The 17,224-nt window shown below is 65.3% G+C and carries 15 protein-coding genes; 1 reads left to right on the plus strand and 14 read right to left on the minus strand.

Annotation, left to right across the window (positions count from 1 at the left end; all coding sequences use genetic code 11):
- Positions 1–123: 123 nt before the first annotated feature.
- The 7 genes from pbfA to HUK65_RS08695 all read right to left on the minus strand — a co-directional run bounded on the left by pbfA (position 124) and on the right by HUK65_RS08695 (position 10,270).
- Entirely contained in the window at positions 124–1,500 is a 1,377-nt protein-coding gene (gene pbfA / locus HUK65_RS08665) for a (R)-1-hydroxy-2-aminoethylphosphonate ammonia-lyase (protein WP_179905767.1), read from the minus strand.
- A 20-nt stretch (positions 1,501–1,520) separates the two neighbouring features.
- Positions 1,521–3,236 (minus strand): putative 2-aminoethylphosphonate ABC transporter permease subunit, encoded by a 1,716-nt coding sequence (locus HUK65_RS08670; protein WP_179905768.1) that lies wholly within the window; start codon positions 3,234–3,236, stop codon positions 1,521–1,523.
- Positions 3,236–4,366, minus strand: a complete 1,131-nt coding sequence (locus HUK65_RS08675) for a putative 2-aminoethylphosphonate ABC transporter ATP-binding protein (protein WP_179905769.1) — start codon at positions 4,364–4,366, stop codon at positions 3,236–3,238. Before HUK65_RS08675 ends, HUK65_RS08670 begins: the two co-directional genes overlap by 1 nt.
- A 100-nt stretch (positions 4,367–4,466) precedes the next feature.
- Positions 4,467–5,495 (minus strand): putative 2-aminoethylphosphonate ABC transporter substrate-binding protein, encoded by a 1,029-nt coding sequence (locus HUK65_RS08680; protein WP_179905770.1) that lies wholly within the window; start codon positions 5,493–5,495, stop codon positions 4,467–4,469.
- Positions 5,496–5,929: 434 nt separating this feature from the next.
- Complete coding sequence (locus HUK65_RS08685; protein WP_327787075.1) at positions 5,930–6,850, minus strand: DMT family transporter; 921 nt, start codon at positions 6,848–6,850, stop codon at positions 5,930–5,932.
- 289 nt (positions 6,851–7,139) lie between these two features.
- Complete coding sequence (locus HUK65_RS08690) at positions 7,140–9,110, minus strand: TRAP transporter permease (RefSeq protein ID WP_179905771.1); 1,971 nt, start codon at positions 9,108–9,110, stop codon at positions 7,140–7,142.
- A gap of 128 nt (positions 9,111–9,238) precedes the next feature.
- The gene (locus HUK65_RS08695) at positions 9,239–10,270 is read right to left on the minus strand and encodes a TAXI family TRAP transporter solute-binding subunit (RefSeq protein ID WP_179905772.1); all 1,032 of its coding nucleotides are present in this window, start codon (positions 10,268–10,270) and stop codon (positions 9,239–9,241) included.
- Positions 10,271–10,583: 313 nt separating this feature from the next.
- On the opposite strand from HUK65_RS08695, the gene HUK65_RS08700 reads away from it, so the two are divergent.
- Positions 10,584–11,537, plus strand: coding sequence for a hypothetical protein (locus HUK65_RS08700; RefSeq protein WP_179905773.1), 954 nt, complete (start codon positions 10,584–10,586; stop codon positions 11,535–11,537).
- Positions 11,538–11,609: 72 nt separating this feature from the next.
- On the opposite strand, the gene HUK65_RS08705 is transcribed toward HUK65_RS08700, so the two are convergent.
- The 7 genes from HUK65_RS08705 to HUK65_RS08735 form a co-directional block, all read right to left on the minus strand.
- Positions 11,610–11,927 carry a nitrile hydratase accessory protein gene (locus HUK65_RS08705; protein WP_235441852.1) on the minus strand — a complete coding sequence of 106 codons (318 nt, stop codon included), beginning with the start codon at positions 11,925–11,927 and terminating at the stop codon, positions 11,610–11,612.
- On the minus strand, positions 11,914–12,570 hold the full coding sequence (gene nthB, locus HUK65_RS08710; protein WP_179905775.1) for a nitrile hydratase subunit beta: 657 nt from the start codon (positions 12,568–12,570) through the stop codon (positions 11,914–11,916). The genes HUK65_RS08705 and nthB overlap by 14 nt, the downstream gene beginning before the upstream one ends.
- Positions 12,567–13,175, minus strand: a complete 609-nt coding sequence (nthA, locus tag HUK65_RS08715) for a nitrile hydratase subunit alpha (protein ID WP_179905776.1) — start codon at positions 13,173–13,175, stop codon at positions 12,567–12,569. Before nthA ends, nthB begins: the two co-directional genes overlap by 4 nt.
- A 120-nt stretch (positions 13,176–13,295) precedes the next feature.
- Positions 13,296–14,324, minus strand: a complete 1,029-nt coding sequence (locus HUK65_RS08720) for an extracellular solute-binding protein (protein ID WP_179905777.1) — start codon at positions 14,322–14,324, stop codon at positions 13,296–13,298.
- Positions 14,325–14,352: 28 nt separating this feature from the next.
- Positions 14,353–15,087 (minus strand): ABC transporter permease, encoded by a 735-nt coding sequence (locus tag HUK65_RS08725; protein WP_407692425.1) that lies wholly within the window; start codon positions 15,085–15,087, stop codon positions 14,353–14,355.
- A gap of 106 nt (positions 15,088–15,193) precedes the next feature.
- On the minus strand, positions 15,194–16,096 hold the full coding sequence (locus HUK65_RS08730; RefSeq protein WP_179905779.1) for an ABC transporter permease: 903 nt from the start codon (positions 16,094–16,096) through the stop codon (positions 15,194–15,196).
- 4 nt (positions 16,097–16,100) lie between these two features.
- Positions 16,101–17,216: an ABC transporter ATP-binding protein gene (locus HUK65_RS08735; RefSeq protein ID WP_179905780.1), complete on the minus strand. Its 1,116-nt coding sequence runs from the start codon at positions 17,214–17,216 to the stop codon at positions 16,101–16,103.
- Positions 17,217–17,224: the final 8 nt, after the last annotated feature.

Genomic DNA, 17,224 nt, shown 5'->3' on the forward strand with positions numbered 1-17,224 from the left:
CCAAGGTCCCAAAGCGCCCACCCAGGGTCGGGCGCGTCCCTTCACTCCGGGTTTCGATGTAAGAACAGGAACAGTTTTCCTGACAGGCGCTGCCCAATCTTCTTTTTCACCAGCGCGCTGTAATCAGGCTGCGGCGATGGCCGCGTCCAGAATGTCCAGCGCCTGCATCATCTGGTCATGGGTGACGGTGAGCGGCGGGGTCAGGGTCAGCACATTGCCCATGGTGGTCTTGAACGAGAGGCCCCGGTCCAGCGCGCGGTAAAGTACCCGTTCGGCCAGCCCGGCATCGGGGGCCTTGGTGTCGCGGTCCGTGACCAGCTCGATCCCGATCATCAACCCCCTGCCCCGCAGATCGCCAATGGCGGCGCGGCGGGCGCGCATGTCTTCCAGCCGTGCCATGGCGGCGGCGCCCACGCGGCGGGCGTTGTCCACCAGCCCCTCCTCCTCGATGATCTCCAGCGTGGTCAGGGCGGCGCGGGTGGTCACCGGGTTCTTTTCATGGGTGTAATGGCCAAAGGCCCAGTCCCCGCCCACATCCAGCTCTGCGCGCGCGACCACGGCGGCAATGGGCAGGATACCGCCCCCCAGCGCCTTGCCCAGCACCAGGATATCGGGCACCACTTCGTCCTGCGCGCAGGCGAACATGCTGCCGGTCTTGCCCAGCCCGGTGGGGATTTCGTCAAAGATCAGCAGCACGCCGCGGCGGTCGCACGCCTCGCGCACCGCCTGCCAGAAGCCGGGGGGCGGGACGTAGGGAATGGCGCGGACGGGTTCGGCGATGATCGCGGCCACGTCGCCCTCGCGCTCCAGCACGTAATCGACCATGCGCGCGCAGGCGAGCTTGCAGTGATCAAGACGCGGGCGGCCCCGGGCGTCGGTATCATGGCCATAGGGGCAGCGATAGCAGGCAAAGGGCGCCACATGGCCGGAACCCGGCATATGCGCCGCCGCCGGGCCAGAGCGGAACATCGCCTCGCCCGAGAGCGTCCCCGCCCCCAGCCCGGCGCCGTGGAAGGCATCCCAGAAGGACAGCACCTTGAACCGGCCCGTGGCGGTGCGCGCCAGCTTGATCGCCACCTCTACGGCGTCGGACCCGCCGGTGGTGAACAGCACCTTGGACAGATCCCCCGGCGTGATCTGCGCCAGCTTGCGCGCCAGCGCCGTGGCCGGTTCGCAGGCATAGCGGCGCGGGGCAAAGGGCAGCGCGTCCATCTGCGCGGCAATCGCCGCCTTTAGCCGGGGATGCCCATAGCCGATATGGTGGACGTTGTTGCCATGAAAATCCATGTAGCGCCGCCCGGCGGTATCCTCGATCCAGATGCCCTCGGCGCGTGCAATGGCGTTCAAGCAAGGGGTCGAGACCGACTGGTGCAGGAAATAGCGCGCGTCCTCATCCAGCGCGGCACGGGTGGCGGGGTCGATGGCGCGGGCCTGCCAGGCGGCGCGCAGGTCCGAGTGGTTCACATCCCCTTCGGCCTGGGCAACGGCAACACGGGTCATTTCCGCCTCCATACCCCGGGTCACTTTCGCCGCCAGAACTGGAAACGGGCCAGCACATAGCGGTCCAGCACGATATGCAACGCCTTCACCCCGATGGAGGTCGCCACGATCAGGGTGGCCATGGCTGCCGCAGCGGCGATGAAGCCTGCCTCATCCATATGCACGATCGAGATCGAGGCCAGCTTGGTATGCGCGCCATAAAGGAAGATCACCGCCGATACAGTGGTCATGGCGTTGATGAACAGATAGACCGCAATATCCAGGATCGCGGGCAGGCAGATCGGCACCGTCACCCGCCGGAAGGTGTTCCAGAACGGCACCTTGAGCGAGGCCGAGACCGATTCGAACTCACGGTCGATCTGCTTCAGCGCGGTCAGCGCGGTGATGTGCGAGACGGTGAAGAAATGGGTGATGGTGTTGACCACCAGGATCGTCAGCGTGGCATAGAAGATGTTGAGCGGGTTCCACGGTGCGTTGAAGAAGAACACATAGCCCAGCCCCAGCACCAGCCCCGGCACCGCCACCGGCAGCATGGCCAGGAAATGCGCGAAGCCCCGCGCCATGGGGAAGGCCTTGGTTTTCTCGATCACATAGGCGCCGGTGAAGATCACCACCGTCCCGATGATCGAGGCCAGCGCCGCCATCTTGACCGAGGTGAAATAGGGGTTCCACCCGGCCGGTTCAAACCGCGGGAAGTTGTAATTCGCCGTGGTAAAGGACAGGTTCCACGGCCAATAGGTGATGAACGAAGCCCAGACCGCCACCCCCAGCGCCGCCGCCACCAGAAATGCCACCACCAGGCAATAGGCCACGAACCCCATGTCGCGCGCGGTGTTGGGCGCGGGCTGATAGGGCACCGCGCGGGCTGACAGCAGCGCCACCTGCCTGCGGTTGACCAGCCGGTCCACCGCAAAGGCCAGCACCGCAGGCACCAGCAGGATCATCCCCACCACCGCGCCGCGTTCGAAATTCTGCTGCCCCACCACGGCGCGATACACATCCGTGGCCAGCACGTTGTATTGCCCGCCGATCACCTTTGGGATGCCGAAATCGGTTATGACAAGCGTGAACACCACGAAGGAGGCGCTGATCAGCCCGTATTGCGCCCCCGGCAGGGTGACGGTGCGAAAGATGCGCGTCTTGGGCGTGCCCAGCGCGTTGGCGACCTCATAGAGCCGCCCGTCGGACAGGCCCAGCGCCGTGACCAGGATCAGCACCGCATGGGGAAAGGTATAGGTGACCTGCGCGATGGTGATCCCGATCGGCCCGTAGATGGTGTTGCCAAAGAGCAGCCCGCGCAGGAACCCCTGATTGCCGAAGATATAGACCAGCGACAGCGCCGACATGAGCGAGGGCGCAAAGAGCGGCAGCAGCGCCAGCGCATAGAAGAGCGGCTTGGCGGGCATGCAGGTGCGCGTCAGCGCATAGGCATAGGTAAAGGCCAGCGGGATCACGATGGCCGTGGACAGCGCCGCGATGAACAGGCTGTTGAAGAGCGAGTCCACCAGGATCGGATTGGCGAAATAGGCGGCGTAGTTTTCCAGCCCCACAAATTCGCCCTGACGGTTCAGGAAGCTCTTGGACAAGAGCGCATAGAGCGGCAGCGCGATGGAGATCAGAAGAAAGGCGCTGAGCAGCACCACCAGCGCCCCGGCGACGAAATTCTCGGAGGGGATCAGCAGCGCGCGGCGGCGCGAAATGGCCCCCGTCGGCTGCCGCGAAACCGTGAGGCTCATTACGCGGCCTCCTCGCTGGCCAGATCCTCAATGGGCGTGGCAAAGACATGCAGCGATTCAGGCGGCAGGGATACGGTCAGGGTCTGGTTCAGCGACACCGCCATGTCGCGCATCAGATTGGCCGAGAAATCGGCCAGGATCACCGCCCCGCCGGTTTCGGTGACCAGACGCGCACGGCAGAAGGCGCCAAGATATTCCAGATCATCGACCCGGACCTGCATGGTGTTGGGCTGGTCGGGGTCCAGATTGCGCACCCGCACCTCCTCGGGGCGCAGGCCCACCGTCACCCGCGAACCGGGCGTCAGGCCGCGATCATCGGCGCAGGCCAGGTTGATCCCCGCCAGCGTCAACTGTCCCGGCGCGGCCAGCTTGCCTTCGAAAAAGCTCATGGTGCCGACGAAATCGGCCACGAAAGCGGTGGCGGGGTTGGCATAGACATCCGCAGGCGTGCCGACCTGTTCGATGACCCCGTGGTTCATCACCACAATCCGGTCAGCCATAGTCAGCGCCTCTTCCTGGTCATGTGTCACCATGACCGTGGTCACACCCAGACGGCGCTGCAATTCACGGATCTGTTCGCGCAGCCGCAGCCGCACCCGCGCATCCAGCGCCGAAAGCGGCTCATCCAGCAGCAACAACCCCGGCGAGGTCGCCAGCGCACGCGCCAGCGCCACCCGCTGCTGCTGCCCGCCCGAAAGCTGCACCGGATATTTGTCGCCCTGCTCGGGCAGGCCCACAAGCTCCAGCAACTCCGCCACCCGGTCCCGGATGTTCTGGCGCGACCAACGCTGGTTGACCAGCCCGTAGCTTACATTGTCGGCAACGGTCAGGTTGGGAAACAGCGCATAGGACTGAAAGACGATCCCGAAGTCCCGCGCCGCAGGCGGGCTGAAGGACACATCACGCCCATCCATGGAAATCCGGCCTTCGTCCTGGATATCCAGCCCCGCAATGGCGCGCAGAAGCGTGGTCTTGCCGCAGCCCGAAGGCCCCAGAAAGCAGACGAATTCGCCCTGGTTTATATCCAGCGAGATCCGGTCCAATGCCGTGAACTGGCCAAACCGCTTGGTCAGATCCTCGATCCGCAGATAGGCTTGATCCGACGGTGGCGTGGTCTTGTCAGCAGTCATCCGGCGATCCCTTGCAGCTATGGATGGGTGTCAATGCACCGGCCGCCGATGAAATCGCCATCGGCGGCCGGCCGGTCAGGCCCGTTCAGGCCCTGTCAGATCAATCCCGGGGCGCGGCCTTTGCCTCGTACCGGCTGGCCCATTCCTCCAGGACGCGATCACGGTTTGCGGCCATCCAGCCGAAATCATTGTCGATCAGCGCTTCCTCGACCCCGGCCGGATAGCCGTCGGGGTAGTTGTCGGCATCGGGGTGGGCAACGATGGCATAGGTCTCCTGGTAGAGATCATTGGCCTCGCGGCTTGCGGCCCAGTCCATGACCTGCTGGGCAAGGTCCATATGGTCAGTGCCTTCGACGATGGCCGCGGCCTCCATCTCCCAGCCCACGCCTTCGGAGGGGATCACAACCTCCAGCGGGGCGCCCATGGCCTGCTCCTGCACGCCGCGCATGTCCAGCGCGATGCCGACCAGACGCTCACCGCGCGCGGCCTGCACACAGGGCGCCGAGCCCGAATGCAGATACCCGGCGATGTTCTGGTGCAGCCCGTCCATGAAGTCCCAGCCGTCATCTTCGCCCATCAGCTGCAGCCAGGCGGCGACAGTCAGATAGCCGGTCCCCGAAGATGCCGGGTGCGGCATGACGATCTGGCCCTCGAACTCGGGCGCCAGCAGATCGGCCCAGCTGGTGGGGGTTTCCAGACCCATGGCCTCGCCCATGGCGGTGTTGTAGCAGATCACGCCCACATATGCGTCCATGCCCAGCCAGGTGGGCTCATCGCGGCGGTCGGCGAACTGGGGCTTGAGCTCGTCAGCGCCGGCGGGGGCATAGCTGGCCAGCAACCCGGCTTCGTCGAACATCATCAGTGACGACACCGCCAGCCCCAGCACGATATCCGCCTGGGGGTTGTCAGCCTCGGCCAGGAAGCGGGCGGTGATGACGCCGGTGGAATCGCGCACCCAGACAACCTCGACATCGGGGACCGCTTCTTCGATTGCGGCCTTGAAGGGGCCAAGCTGATCGTTTTCCAGTGCGGTGTAAACGGTCAACGCTGTGCGCGCATCCACCTGCCCCGCCGTTGCCGCCAATGCCAGCGCGCCGATGGCCACGCCAAGTTTCAATCCGGTTTTCATGGTATCATACCTCTGTTGGTGGTCCGTATTGTGCAGGCGCCTTATCGTTGGGATGGACAGGCAGGCACCCTTTGGCCTGTCCTCCCGCCGGGCCAGCGCCATCGCCGGGGCGATGGTGCAGGCAGTGGCATTCCTTCATGTCGGTTTCATGAACGTCCCCATGCGCATATCCCGCAAAAGCCCGGGCTTCAGGCCGCGCAGGCACCTGGTCGCGGGGCTTCGAACGGCAGTGGATCATGCGCTTTTCCATTCCTTCTGGATAGTCAGACAACACCTGCCATAAGTAAAATCGGTATGTGCGATACTACCATAAGCAACTGCGATCATGTTGCACCGATTTTCACCGCTGCGTCGAAAGTGAGCATGGCGCGAATGCGCCGCCCTGACAATTCCCATGGTGCACCACCGCCCCGATGCGCGCACAGAGCAACGACTCAGCCCGCGCGAGATTCGCGCCAGACCATGTAAAGCCCCGCGCCGATGATCAGCGCCATCCCCACCCAGGCCAGCGCATCCGGCCAGTCACCGAACACCATCACCCCCATCAGGATCGCCAGTGGCATGGCGGCGTATTCCAGCGGCGCCACCAGCGCGGCCTCGCACAACCTGTAGGCCTGCGCGATCAGAAGGCCCCCGATGGAACTGCCCAGGCCCGCCAGCAGGAACACGCCCCAATCCCCCGGATCAGGCCAGGCCCAGGCGCGCGTCAGAAAGGACAGCGCCCCCCCGTCGCCCGGATCAAACCGCCCATGGCCCAGACCAAGCCCGATAGCGGCCGAGGCGGCGACAAAAGTCAGCTGGATGTAGAAGGCCATAGTCACGGCGCTTTCGGTCACTCCCATGCGCCGGGTCATGGTGTGCATCCCCGCATAACCCGCCGCCGCCAGCACCGGCAACAGGGCCACCGGCGCAAAGGCGTCGGTGCCGGGGCGGATCATGATCACCACCCCCAGCAACCCCACACCGATCGCCCCCCAGCGGCGCGGGCCCACATACTCGCCCAGGAACACCACCGAAAACACTGCCACCAGCAGCGGCGAGATGAAGAAGATCGCTGTCGCATCCGCCAGCGGCATGACCGAAAGCGACAGGAAAAAGGTCATGTTGGCCATCACCAGCAACCCGCCGCGCATCACATGCGACCCCAGCCGCCGGGTGCGCATCTGCGCCCAGCCCCCCAGAAAGGGCATCAGCACCAGTGAGGTCACCGCAAGGGCGATCAGGGCGCGGGTCAACACCACCTGATGCAGCGCATAGCTCCCGGAGAGGAACTTGACCGCCGTATCATTGAGGGTAAAGCCCAGGGTCGCCCCCAGGGCACAGGCCATCCCGAGGGCCGAGGCAGAGCGAAACACGCAGACCCCCTTTTCGCGCAGCGCATGGATATGGGACCGGGTTCACCCGAGGCCTTCCCCAACCCCTCTGCCCCCTTAGCGCAAGGCATGGCCGGGCACAACGCGGCAGCCACAAGCCCGGGCCGGTGCCCGCCCGGGCACCGGCCAGCGCCCACGCGGCGCGCAGGGTGGGTGGGTGGGCGCGGCGCGTGGGCGCTTCCCCCGTCCCCGGCCAGATGCACGAACGCCAGGACCGGCGGGCCGCCTGCCACGCTGGGCCGGGTGGTCGTGCATCTGGCCGGGGGCGGGCTCAGCCCTCGGCCGCCGCGGCGCGGGCGGCGGCGCGCTCTTCCTTGTCGGCGGCCACCTGCCGGTGCCGCCAGACACCAAAGACCACCAGCGGCAGCGTCACCACGGCAGCCATGATCGCCACCGTATTGTCCGGGTGGAAGATCACCGTGAAGGAAATCACCGCCATCATCGCCCGCAGGATCGCGTCAGGAACCGAGGCAAAGACGAACCGCCCGAAGACCGCGAATGTGCAGCCGCATGTGCCTATGGCCACCAGAAGCGTATCGCGCAACTGGCCCTGGAAGCTCTCCAGCACCACCATGTCGGTGCGCACGAAGATCGCAAAGGACATGATGGTGATGGGGATGCAGATCTTCAGCGCCACCCACATGGTGCGCATGAAACTCGCCTTGGCAATGCGCGAGGCCACCGCCGCCGTCAGCGAGGTTGGCGGCGACAGCTCGCCCCAGATCGCCAGCAGGAAGGCAAAGAAATGCGCCACCCAGGGGTCGATCCCCAACTGCCGCAAGGGCGGCACGATGATGATCGCCACGATGATATAGGTCGCCGTGGGCGGCAGCCCGGTCCCGGCCAGCCAGCCGAAAAGCCAGGCCATCAGGATGGTGGCGATGATATGCCACTCACCCAGCTGCACCATCATGTTGCCCATCCGCAGGATGAACCCCGTGACCGTGAACAGCCCGATCATGATCCCCAGCGTGGCCATCAGCAGCACCAGATAGCTGGTCATCTCGGCATGGGTTTCGATGGTCTTGCGCAGGTTGCCGATCAGGGTCTCCTCGGCCACTTCCGGGTCCTTGCGCACGAACTTGAACCACAGCCAGGCGCCCAGAAGGCCCACGAACATGATCCCGGCGGTGTTGAGCGCCGAACGCATGGCCCCCATGCCGTAGTAACCCATCATCACCACCAGCGCCATGATCCCGCCAAAGAAGATCACGGTCTTGACCTGCTGGTAGCCGGGCACGGCTGGCGGCTCCACCGGGTCATTGGGCAGCAACGCCACCGAAATCAGATACACCGCCAGCATGAGCGAGGTGAAATAGACAAAGGCCACCGCAAAGCCGCGCTGCACCACCTCCCAATAGGGCACGCCCAGCAATTCGGCCATGAGGAACCCGGCAACGGCCATCAAGGGCGGCATGATCAACCCGCCCATCGAGGCCGCGGTTTCCACCCCGCCCGCAAAGACCGGCGGCACGCCATAGCGTTTCATCAGCGGGATGGTAAAGGACCCGGTAACAGCCGTATTCGCCGCCCCCGACCCTGACACCATACCGACCGACACCGAAGCCAGCACCGCCGTCTGCGGGATCCCGTGGCGCGACTTGCCCGCCAGACGACGCATGACATTGACCAGCGCGTTCTGCGCATCGAACCCGGCGGCCACCGCCGCCAGCAGCAGAAAGGCGGCGATCAGCGTCAGCGTCAACTGCGCATAAAGCCCGTAGACCCCGGTCGAAAGCTCCATGGTGGAGGAGGTGATCACCCGGTAGAACGTGGTTCCCGGATGCCAGAAGAAATCCACCGGGCTGAGATAGCCCCAGATGGTGTAGAACACCAACACCACATTGACCCAGAACAGCACCGGATGCGCCATCCGCGACAGTTCCATCACCAGGACGAAGATCAGCAGCCCGACGATGAAATCATCGCGCGTATAGGCGCCTTGCCGCCAGATGGCGATCTGTTCGTAATACTGCCAGAAATACCAGAACGCATAGGCACAGATGCCGATATAGACGATCACCGCCGCATGGTTGAACCAGGCCGGAAGACGCGGATAGAGCCAGCGTTCCTGATAGGTGAACAGGATATGCACCGTCAGCGCGATCGGCACCAGCAATGTTGCCAGATGCCGGGCCCCGCCCGCGCCTGTGTTGAAATAATACAGCAGCCAGCCGAACAGGACCAGTGACACCAGCAGTGTCACATTGCTCAGCGACAGGAGCTTTCTGGTGTCCTGCATCTGTCCATTCCCCGTTGGAACATATGTGCGGGTGCATTCTGTGGCACCTCGGTCAGGACCGGGCGCCTTCGGGCGCCCGGCCGGAAACCGCCGCCCGGAATGCTCCGGGCGGCGGCTGCGATCAGCGATCAGTTCTCGGCGATGATCCAGTCATCGTTCCAGGCGTCATGGTCCTGCAGGAACCGCGCAAGGCCCGGATGCACCGGAATGTCGGGGCTGCCCGCGATGCCGCCCACCTGGACGCCGACAAAGTCATTGGCCAGCGGGGTGAAGCCGGGGTCCTGCTCGACCAGATCCTCGCGCGCGTTGTAGAACGCAGTGATCATGTTGTAGACCAGATCCGCATCCATGTCCGCGCGCACGTTATAGGCGAAGAAGATCGGCACGCCCAGGATGGTGTCCACGCCCACATCCTGCGAAAACGCTACCGACGGGTCCACTTCCATCGGCACCAGCCCGGCGGCGGTCAGGGTTTCGATCTCATCCGGGCAGGGGTTGATGACGGTCACGTCGGCGCGCAGTTCCGTCTCGCGCCAGTAGGCGGGCAGCGACCGGCCAGCGGTGGTATAGGCCACGGCCCCGTCGATGGAGCGCCCGGCCAGCGCATCGGCCTGGGTGGCGGTGTCGATTTCCACATGGTTGAATTCATTACCCAGTGCGGCCTGGATGCGGCGGAAGTTCAGCCAGTTCATGAAACCCGCGGGCGTGTGGAACACCGGGCGGCCCGAAAGGTCGCTGACGCATTCGAACTCATCCGCGCGGTCCGTGGACACGGTCATGAAGGTTTCCATCGGATAGGCGTACCAGGTGTGGACCTGCTTGCCGACGGTCGGTTCGAACCCTTCGAAAGCGCCGGTACCATCATAGAGGTCGCGCATCCCCACGTCGGCGGTATAGCCGATCTCGGCCTCGCCGTTCATGGTGGCGCGCTTGGCCGCGGTGGTCGAGGGATAGGGGTTCACGGTGACTACCACCTCTCCGGGCATGGCGGATTCCAGCACATTGGCCATGGCGCTGGCCACCATATAGCCATAGGACCCGGTGCTGGAGGTCGCCCAGCGGATGGATTCGCGCGCATCGGCGGCCGCAGCGCCCAGAAGGATCGCGCCGACCCCCCCGGCTGCAACACTTCCCCGCAGTGCAGTTTTTGCCCAAGTCATTGTTTTCTCCTCCTGTTGGTTTGGCGTATCCTTGATACACTTGGCGAAGGTTAGGCAAACCGGGCCATTGGGGCAAGCCTTTACCGCGTCATCGCGCGGGAGGGCCGCGTGACCAGGAGCCGGAGGCACACGCCACAGTTGATCACAGCTCGCCCCTGGCGCAACCGCCGCTGCCGGAGCGCCCCTGTCGCGGGGTGCCGTCTTGACAATATGTTTCCCGGACCGGGGCTTGACCAGGCATGAAAAGCGCAGGCACTCTGTCACCGCGTTTGACGGACGCATGGTTCCCCTTGCCCTTACGGATTGCGCGCATATGACCAGACCCCTGCCGACCCCCACCGCCACAGGTCACGCTGGCCTGATCCGTGCCGATCGCCGCCGGGTGCTGGGCGTGCTGGCCGCCCTTCCGCTGGCCCTGATGGCGCGTCCCGCCACGGGCCAGGAAGCGATGTTGCGGCCCTTTTCAACGCGCATGGTGCACAGCGGCCATTCGCTGACCGATCCGATCGTGCCGATGCTGGATGCCATGGTCGCCCATGCCGATCCCGGCGCCGCGCGCGGGCGTGTGATCCACCGCTCGACCATTCCCGGAAGCCCCATGGACTGGCGCTGGAACACCCGCGGCGACGGCACCTCGCCCGATGCCCGAGAGGACATTGCACAATATGAATTGCTGATCATCACCGAACGCGCGCCGCTTTCGGGGACCATCCAGTGGCACGGCTCGGAGGACATGGCGCTGCAGTGGTTCGAACATGCCTGGACCCGGGGCAATGACGGCACCGGGGCCGAAAGCATCCTCTATGCGACCTGGGTCCATACCGACAGCGGCCCCGGCTTCGACAATATCCATAACGACCCCGAAGGCCACCTGACCTTTGCCGAACGGCTGCCGCTGGAGGCAACCCGCTGGCAGGCCATCCTGGACCATGTCAACGCCAACCGCCCCGCGGACGCACCGCCCATGCGGCTGATCCCCGGCCCGCAGATCATGGCCGCGGTGCATGACGCCATCGCCGCCGGACAGGCCCCCGGGCTGGCGCGGATCGAGGATCTGTTTTCGGACAACATTCACCTCAATGACCAGGGCAGCTATCTGATCGCGCTGGCGCATCTGGCGGTGATTTACGGGCAGGACCCGCGCGACCTGCCCCTGCTGCCCGCCCGCAGCGGCCGCCCCCCCGAAGAAACCGCCCGCTGGATGGCGCAACTGGTCCATGACGTGCTGCAAGACCACCCCGACAGCGGATATCCGCCCCGCCCGTGACCATGAGCATGACCGAGACTGTGACCGGCCCATAGCCCGCCTTGCCCCGATGGCGCCGCAGGCGCCAGGGGCTCAACCGTGCGCACCGGGGTCATTGGCCAGCAGGATCGGTTGACCGTGCGGCGTGGCATGGGCCGCCCGCTCCCAGGCGCGGGCAAGGGCGCTGCGCTGGGCATCGGTGGTGCCCAGCTTGCTGTCCATCAGGCGTTCCAGCGCGCGGACCCAGCAAATGTAGTAATCCGACCCATCGGGGGCACTGTCGCGCAGGGTTCCGGACAAGGTCTGCGCCCATTCGGACCAGGAGAACACGCCTGCCTCATGCAGGGCCAGGGTCATGGCAAAAGCCTGCGCCTGCCAGGGTTCGGTGAAGGGATGTTCAGGCCGGGTCAAGATAGCTCTCCCACGCATCGACGGACACCTGCAGCTCGGGTTCGGCATCGGCGCCCCACAGCGCGGCGCCATCGAACACCACGGTATAGAGCCGCTGCGGGGCCTCGCCGCCACCATGGGCGTTGGTGTCGGGAAAGACATGGCCGCCGTGATCAGCCTCGATCACGCCGATGGCGCCGCGCACATAGCGCGGCAGGCGGGTGTGGCCGCGCGGATGCATCACCCGCGCGCGCACCCGGTCACCGGGGCGAAAGCGCGGCGCGCTGTCCAGCGGGCGGTCAGTGGGGCCGCCACGCGCCAGCGCAGGCGCCACGGCCTGCGGGGCCAGACGGCGGGGGTGCGGGGGGGCCTGCGCGCCCTGCCACGCGGCCAGTTCGGTATCGCTGACCAGCCCGTGGCGCAGCAGCAGAGCCTCCAGCGCGCGGACCCAGATCTCGAAATAGCTGGCGTTGTAATAGATCGCGGGGGGCAGGGATTCGCGGGCGTGGCGGCTTTCATCCAGAGTCCAGCGGCCCAGCGCCCCGGCGCAAAGCGTCAGCGCCAGGGCGCGCGCTTCCCACTCCGCGTGGAAGGGCGGCGCGTCGGAGTCAGGGCGGACCGGCCCGAACCCCATCTGCCCGCCCAGATCATGCGGCCCGTTCATGCCGGCACCCGGGCCAGACCCGCGCCGATCATGCTGTCGCGCGTGACCAGTTCGGCCAGTTGCGCGCGCGCATAGCCTTCGGTCCCGGCGGGGCGCCGGGGGATGACCAGATACCGCAGCTCGGCGGTGGAATCCCAGACGCGGACGGTCTGGCCATCGGGCAGGGTCACGCCGAATTCGGCCAGCACGGCGCGCGGCTCCATCACCGCGCGGGAGCGATAGGCGGGCGCCTTGTACCAGGCGGGCGGCAAGCCCAGCACAGGCCATGGGTAGCAGGAGCAGAGCGTGCAAACCACCAGGTTATGCACCGCATCGGTGTTGAACACCGCCTGCATATGCTCACCCTGCCGCCCTTCGAAGCCCATGTCGGCGATGGCGGCGGTGGCGTCACGGGCCAGCCAGTCGGCATACTCCGGTTCATCCCAGGCCCGCGCCACCACCTGCGCGCCGTTTTTCGGGCCGACCTCCTCGGCATAGGTCTGGATGATCCGGTCCATGGCCGCCGGGTCCACCAGCCCCTTCTGCGTCAGGATGGTCTCCAATGCGCGCACGCGGGCGTCCATCGGGTCCAGGTGGTTGTCATGGTCATGGTGGTCATGCGGCATGGGCGCCCCCTTTTTCGCGCAAAGGGTATGGCGGCGCGGGCAGCGGATCAATCCCCCCGGCGCCATGAAAAACCCCGGCGCACAGGCGCCGGGGCTGATGATCCGTCCCTCAGGCGCGGATCACTGCATCAATTCGGTCCAGATCTGCGAATAGATGTCGTTGACCTCCTGCGGGCAGGCGATGGAGAAGCTGCCCGCGCCGACCAGATCCGACGGCACCACGATCTCGGGGGCGGTGCGCATCTCTTCTTCCAGATACTCTTCATACCCCATCACGCCCGAAGCATAGCGCGAGAAGTTCGAGATCATCGCCGCGTTTTCCGGCTCCAGCAGGAAGTTCACGAATTTCATCGCGCCTTCGGAGTTCTGGGCGTCGGCCAGGACCATCACATTGTCCATCCAGACCGAAAACCCTTCCTGCGGGTAGCCATAGACCAGATCATCATTCTGCAGCCGCGCGCGCATGGCGCCGCCGTTCCAGTAGACCCCGGCGGAAATGTCGTTGTTCACATAGGCGTCGATATTGCCGTAATCCATGGCCAGCCAGTGTTCACGCGCGCTCATCAGCGTGTCACGTGCCGCGCGCAGGATTTCCATGTCGGATTCGCACTGCTCGCCGCCATTGTAGCGGATCGCCATGGTCATGATGTCCGACATCTCAGGCACGACATTGATACGGCCGCGCAACTCTTCGGGCGGATCAAGGATGATCGACGCCGTATGCGGATCGCCGTCATAGACCGAGGTATTCACGATCAGCCCCGTGGTGCCCCAGAAATAGGGGGTGGAGTATTCGCGGCCCGGGTCGAAATCCACGTTCAGCCACTGCGGGTCGATATTGCCGATATTGGTGACGATGTCGCGGTCCAGCGGCTGGACGAGCCCTTCCTGAATCCAGGTTTCCACATAGTTGTTGGACGGTACCACCAGATCGAAGCCATGCCCGCCCTGACGGATCCGGGCCAGCGCGGTGTCGTTGCTGTCATAATCGGTGACGGTGACGCGGATGCCGGTCTCGGCCTCGAATTTCTCGATCAGCTCGGGCGGGGTGACGTTGCCCCAGTTGTAGAAATTCACCACCTCGTCGGCGGCGGCCATCGAGGCGCCGGCAACCAGCGCGGCAAGCGATGTGGCAAGCGTTCGTTTCATTGGTTATCTCCCCTGTCGGTTGATGGGCCTACCCGCGCTTGCGGGTAAGCAGGAAAAACACCGTCACGATGCACAGTGACAGTGCCAGAAACAAGGTGGCAATGGCGTTCATCTCGGGCGTGATGTTGCGCCGCAATTGCCCCAGCATGTAGGTGGGCAGCGTATCCTGCCCGGCGGATTTCACAAACTCGGTGATCACCACCGCATCAAGCGAGATCACGAAGCCCAGCATGAACCCGGCCACGATCCCCGGCACCAGAAGCGGGAGCGTCACATGGCGGAACGCCTGGAAGGGGCTGGCGTAAAGATCCGCCGCCGCGCGTTCGAGCGTGATGTCCATCGTCTCCAGCCGCGCGCGGATGGGCAGATAGGCAAAGGGGATGCAGAAGGCCGTATGCGCGGCCACCAGATAGCCCATACCCGTGTAGCCCGTCTGCACCTTGATCGCCGCAAAGAAGATAAGGAGCGCCACGCCGGTCACGATTTCCGGCACCATCAGCGGCTGGTTGATCAGTGCGTAGATCATGGTCTGGCCCGGAAAGCGGCGCACCCGGGTGGTGCCCAGTGCCGCCAAGGTGGAGACGGTGGTGGCGATCCCCGAGGCCACCAGCGCCAGCCAGAGCGAGCGGATCGAGACCTCGCGCACCTGGCGGTTGTTGAAGGCGGCTTCATACCATTGCAGCGAAAACCCGCCCCATTGCGCCTGGCTGGGGGCTGCGTTGAAGGAAAACACCACCAGGATCAGGATCGGTGCATAAAGCATGACGAAGGTGAAGATCGCCACGGCGCCAAAGCCCGGCAGGCGGCGGACGTCATAGTTGCGGCGGGGGCGGGCCTTGGCGGGCGCGCCCGTGTCGCGGGCGGTGGCGTCAACCATGGCGGCCTCCCTCATCACGGTTGAGCGTGCGCAGATAGAACATCAGCGCCGCCACCACGATCACCAGGAGCGTGATCGCCAGCGCCGCGCCCAGCGGCCAGTTGCGCCCCTGCCCGAATTGCAGGTCAATCAGGTTGCCCAGCATCAGCGTGCGCCCGCCCCCCAGCACCCGCGGCGTCACATAGGCGCCGATGGAGGGGATGAACACCAGGATGGACCCGGCGATGAAGCCGGGCTTGACCAGCGGCAGGATCACATGGCGCAGCACCTGCAGGCGGCTGGCGTAAAGGTCATACCCGGCCTCAACCAGCCGGAAATCCAGCTTGTCCATGGCCGCATAGAGCGGCAGCACCATCAGCGGCAGGAACACATAGGCCATGCCGATGAGGATGGCGAATTCGGTGAACAGCATCTGGATCGGCGCGTCGATCACCCCCGCCCAGAGCAGCACCGTGTTGATGGTGCCGGAATTGCGGATCAGCTCCTGAATGGCAAAGGTGCGGATCAGCAGGTTGGTCCAGAAGGGGATGGTGATCAGGAACAGCCAGATGGTGCGCGTGTTTGCGGGCCGGGTGGCAATGAACCAGGCGGTGGGAAAGCCCAGGATCGCACAGAGCACGGTGGTCTGCAGCGACAGCCAGATCGAGCGCCAGAACACCGCCAGATGCGCGCTGTTGAGGGTGATGTCATCAGGGTCGAAGATGTCACGGCGGAAGAAGACGCGGAACCAGCCCTCGGTCGAAAACTGCCAGATCACCCCGCCCATGTTGCCGGGCGTCAGGAAGGAATAGACCAGCACGATCAGCAGCGGGCCGGATGCCGCCAGCACCAGGATGGTCAGCGCCGGCGCGCAGAGCAGCCATTTCCAGCGGTGGCTTTCACGGGGTTCGGCCATCGGCTCAGTCCCCCACCACCTGCAGGGCGCCCTCGGCCAGCGCCAGACCGACGGTGCTGCCGGGGTCCGGCTCGGCCAGGGCGCCGGTGTTCTGGCGGCGCAGGATGAAGGGGGCATCACCGGGCAGACGCAGATGCACATGGGTGTCAGTGCCGAAGAAAACCGATTTTTCCACCTGCGCGGCCAGCGCCCCCTGTCCAGGCGCCACCAGTTGCGCCTGTTCGGGGCGGATCACCACGGTCACGCGCGCGCCGGTGTCCGGGCGCATCCCCTGGGGCAGGCGCGCACGATGCACCGCGCCGCCCGGCAGCTTGACCTGCGCGCCATCGCCATCGACCCCGGCCACCTCGACCTGCAGGAAATTGGTGTCACCGATGAAATCGGCCACAAAGCGTTCGCGCGGGGTGTGGTAGATCTGGTGCGGGCTGCCGGTCTGCAGGATGCGCCCCGCCGACATGACGGCAATCCGGTCGGACATGGTCAGCGCCTCTTCCTGGTCATGGGTGACAAAGACAAAGGTGATGCCCGTTTCCCCCTGCAAGCGCTTGAGCTCGGTCTGCATTCCCTTGCGCAGCTTCAGGTCCAGCGCGCTCAGCGGCTCGTCCAGCAGCAGCACGCGCGGGCGCGGCGCCAAGGCGCGGGCCAGCGCCACGCGCTGCTGTTGCCCGCCCGAAATCTCGGCCGGTTTGCGCTCGGCCATGGCCTCCATCTGCACCAGCTTGAGCATCTCGGCCACGGTGGCGTCAATCTCGGAGCGCGCACGCCCCAGCATCTTCAGGCCAAAGCCGATATTCTGCGCCACGCTCATATGCGGAAACAGCGCGTAATTCTGGAACACGGTGTTGACGGGGCGGCTGTTCGGCCCCTCGCCCGCGACCTCCTTGCCATTGATCCGCAAGGAGCCCTCGGTCGGCTGTTCAAACCCCGCGATCACCCGCAACAGCGTGGTCTTGCCGCAGCCCGAAGGCCCCAGCAGGGTAAAGAACTCACCCTGGCGGATGGTCAGGTCAATATCGCTGAGCGCGCGAAAGCCACTGGCCCCTGCCCCGAACACCTTGCTCAGGCTGGTGATCTCGATCTCTGCCGTGCCGGTGCTCAACCTCTCGCTCCTCTCATCCATTGGGGTTT

Source organism: Rhabdonatronobacter sediminivivens (genome assembly GCF_013415485.1).
Taxonomy (GTDB): Bacteria; Pseudomonadota; Alphaproteobacteria; order Rhodobacterales; family Rhodobacteraceae; genus Rhabdonatronobacter; species Rhabdonatronobacter sediminivivens.

Excerpts from the sequence above, each read along its gene's own strand:
- pbfA (WP_179905767.1), bottom strand. The coding sequence starts at position 1,500 with ATGACCCGTGTTGCCGTTGCCCAGGCCGAAGGGGATGTGAACCACTCG.
- HUK65_RS08670 (WP_179905768.1), bottom strand. The coding sequence starts at position 3,236 with ATGAGCCTCACGGTTTCGCGGCAGCCGACGGGGGCCATTTCGCGCCGC.
- HUK65_RS08675 (WP_179905769.1), bottom strand. The coding sequence starts at position 4,366 with ATGACTGCTGACAAGACCACGCCACCGTCGGATCAAGCCTATCTGCGG.
- HUK65_RS08680 (WP_179905770.1), bottom strand. The coding sequence starts at position 5,495 with ATGAAAACCGGATTGAAACTTGGCGTGGCCATCGGCGCGCTGGCATTG.
- HUK65_RS08690 (WP_179905771.1), bottom strand. The coding sequence starts at position 9,110 with ATGCAGGACACCAGAAAGCTCCTGTCGCTGAGCAATGTGACACTGCTG.
- HUK65_RS08695 (WP_179905772.1), bottom strand. The coding sequence starts at position 10,270 with ATGACTTGGGCAAAAACTGCACTGCGGGGAAGTGTTGCAGCCGGGGGG.
- HUK65_RS08700 (WP_179905773.1), top strand. The coding sequence starts at position 10,584 with ATGACCAGACCCCTGCCGACCCCCACCGCCACAGGTCACGCTGGCCTG.
- nthB (WP_179905775.1), bottom strand. The coding sequence starts at position 12,570 with ATGAACGGGCCGCATGATCTGGGCGGGCAGATGGGGTTCGGGCCGGTC.
- nthA (WP_179905776.1), bottom strand. The coding sequence starts at position 13,175 with ATGCCGCATGACCACCATGACCATGACAACCACCTGGACCCGATGGAC.
- HUK65_RS08720 (WP_179905777.1), bottom strand. The coding sequence starts at position 14,324 with ATGAAACGAACGCTTGCCACATCGCTTGCCGCGCTGGTTGCCGGCGCC.
- HUK65_RS08725 (WP_407692425.1), bottom strand. The coding sequence starts at position 15,087 with ATGCTTTATGCACCGATCCTGATCCTGGTGGTGTTTTCCTTCAACGCA.
- HUK65_RS08730 (WP_179905779.1), bottom strand. The coding sequence starts at position 16,096 with ATGGCCGAACCCCGTGAAAGCCACCGCTGGAAATGGCTGCTCTGCGCG.
- HUK65_RS08735 (WP_179905780.1), bottom strand. The coding sequence starts at position 17,216 with ATGGATGAGAGGAGCGAGAGGTTGAGCACCGGCACGGCAGAGATCGAG.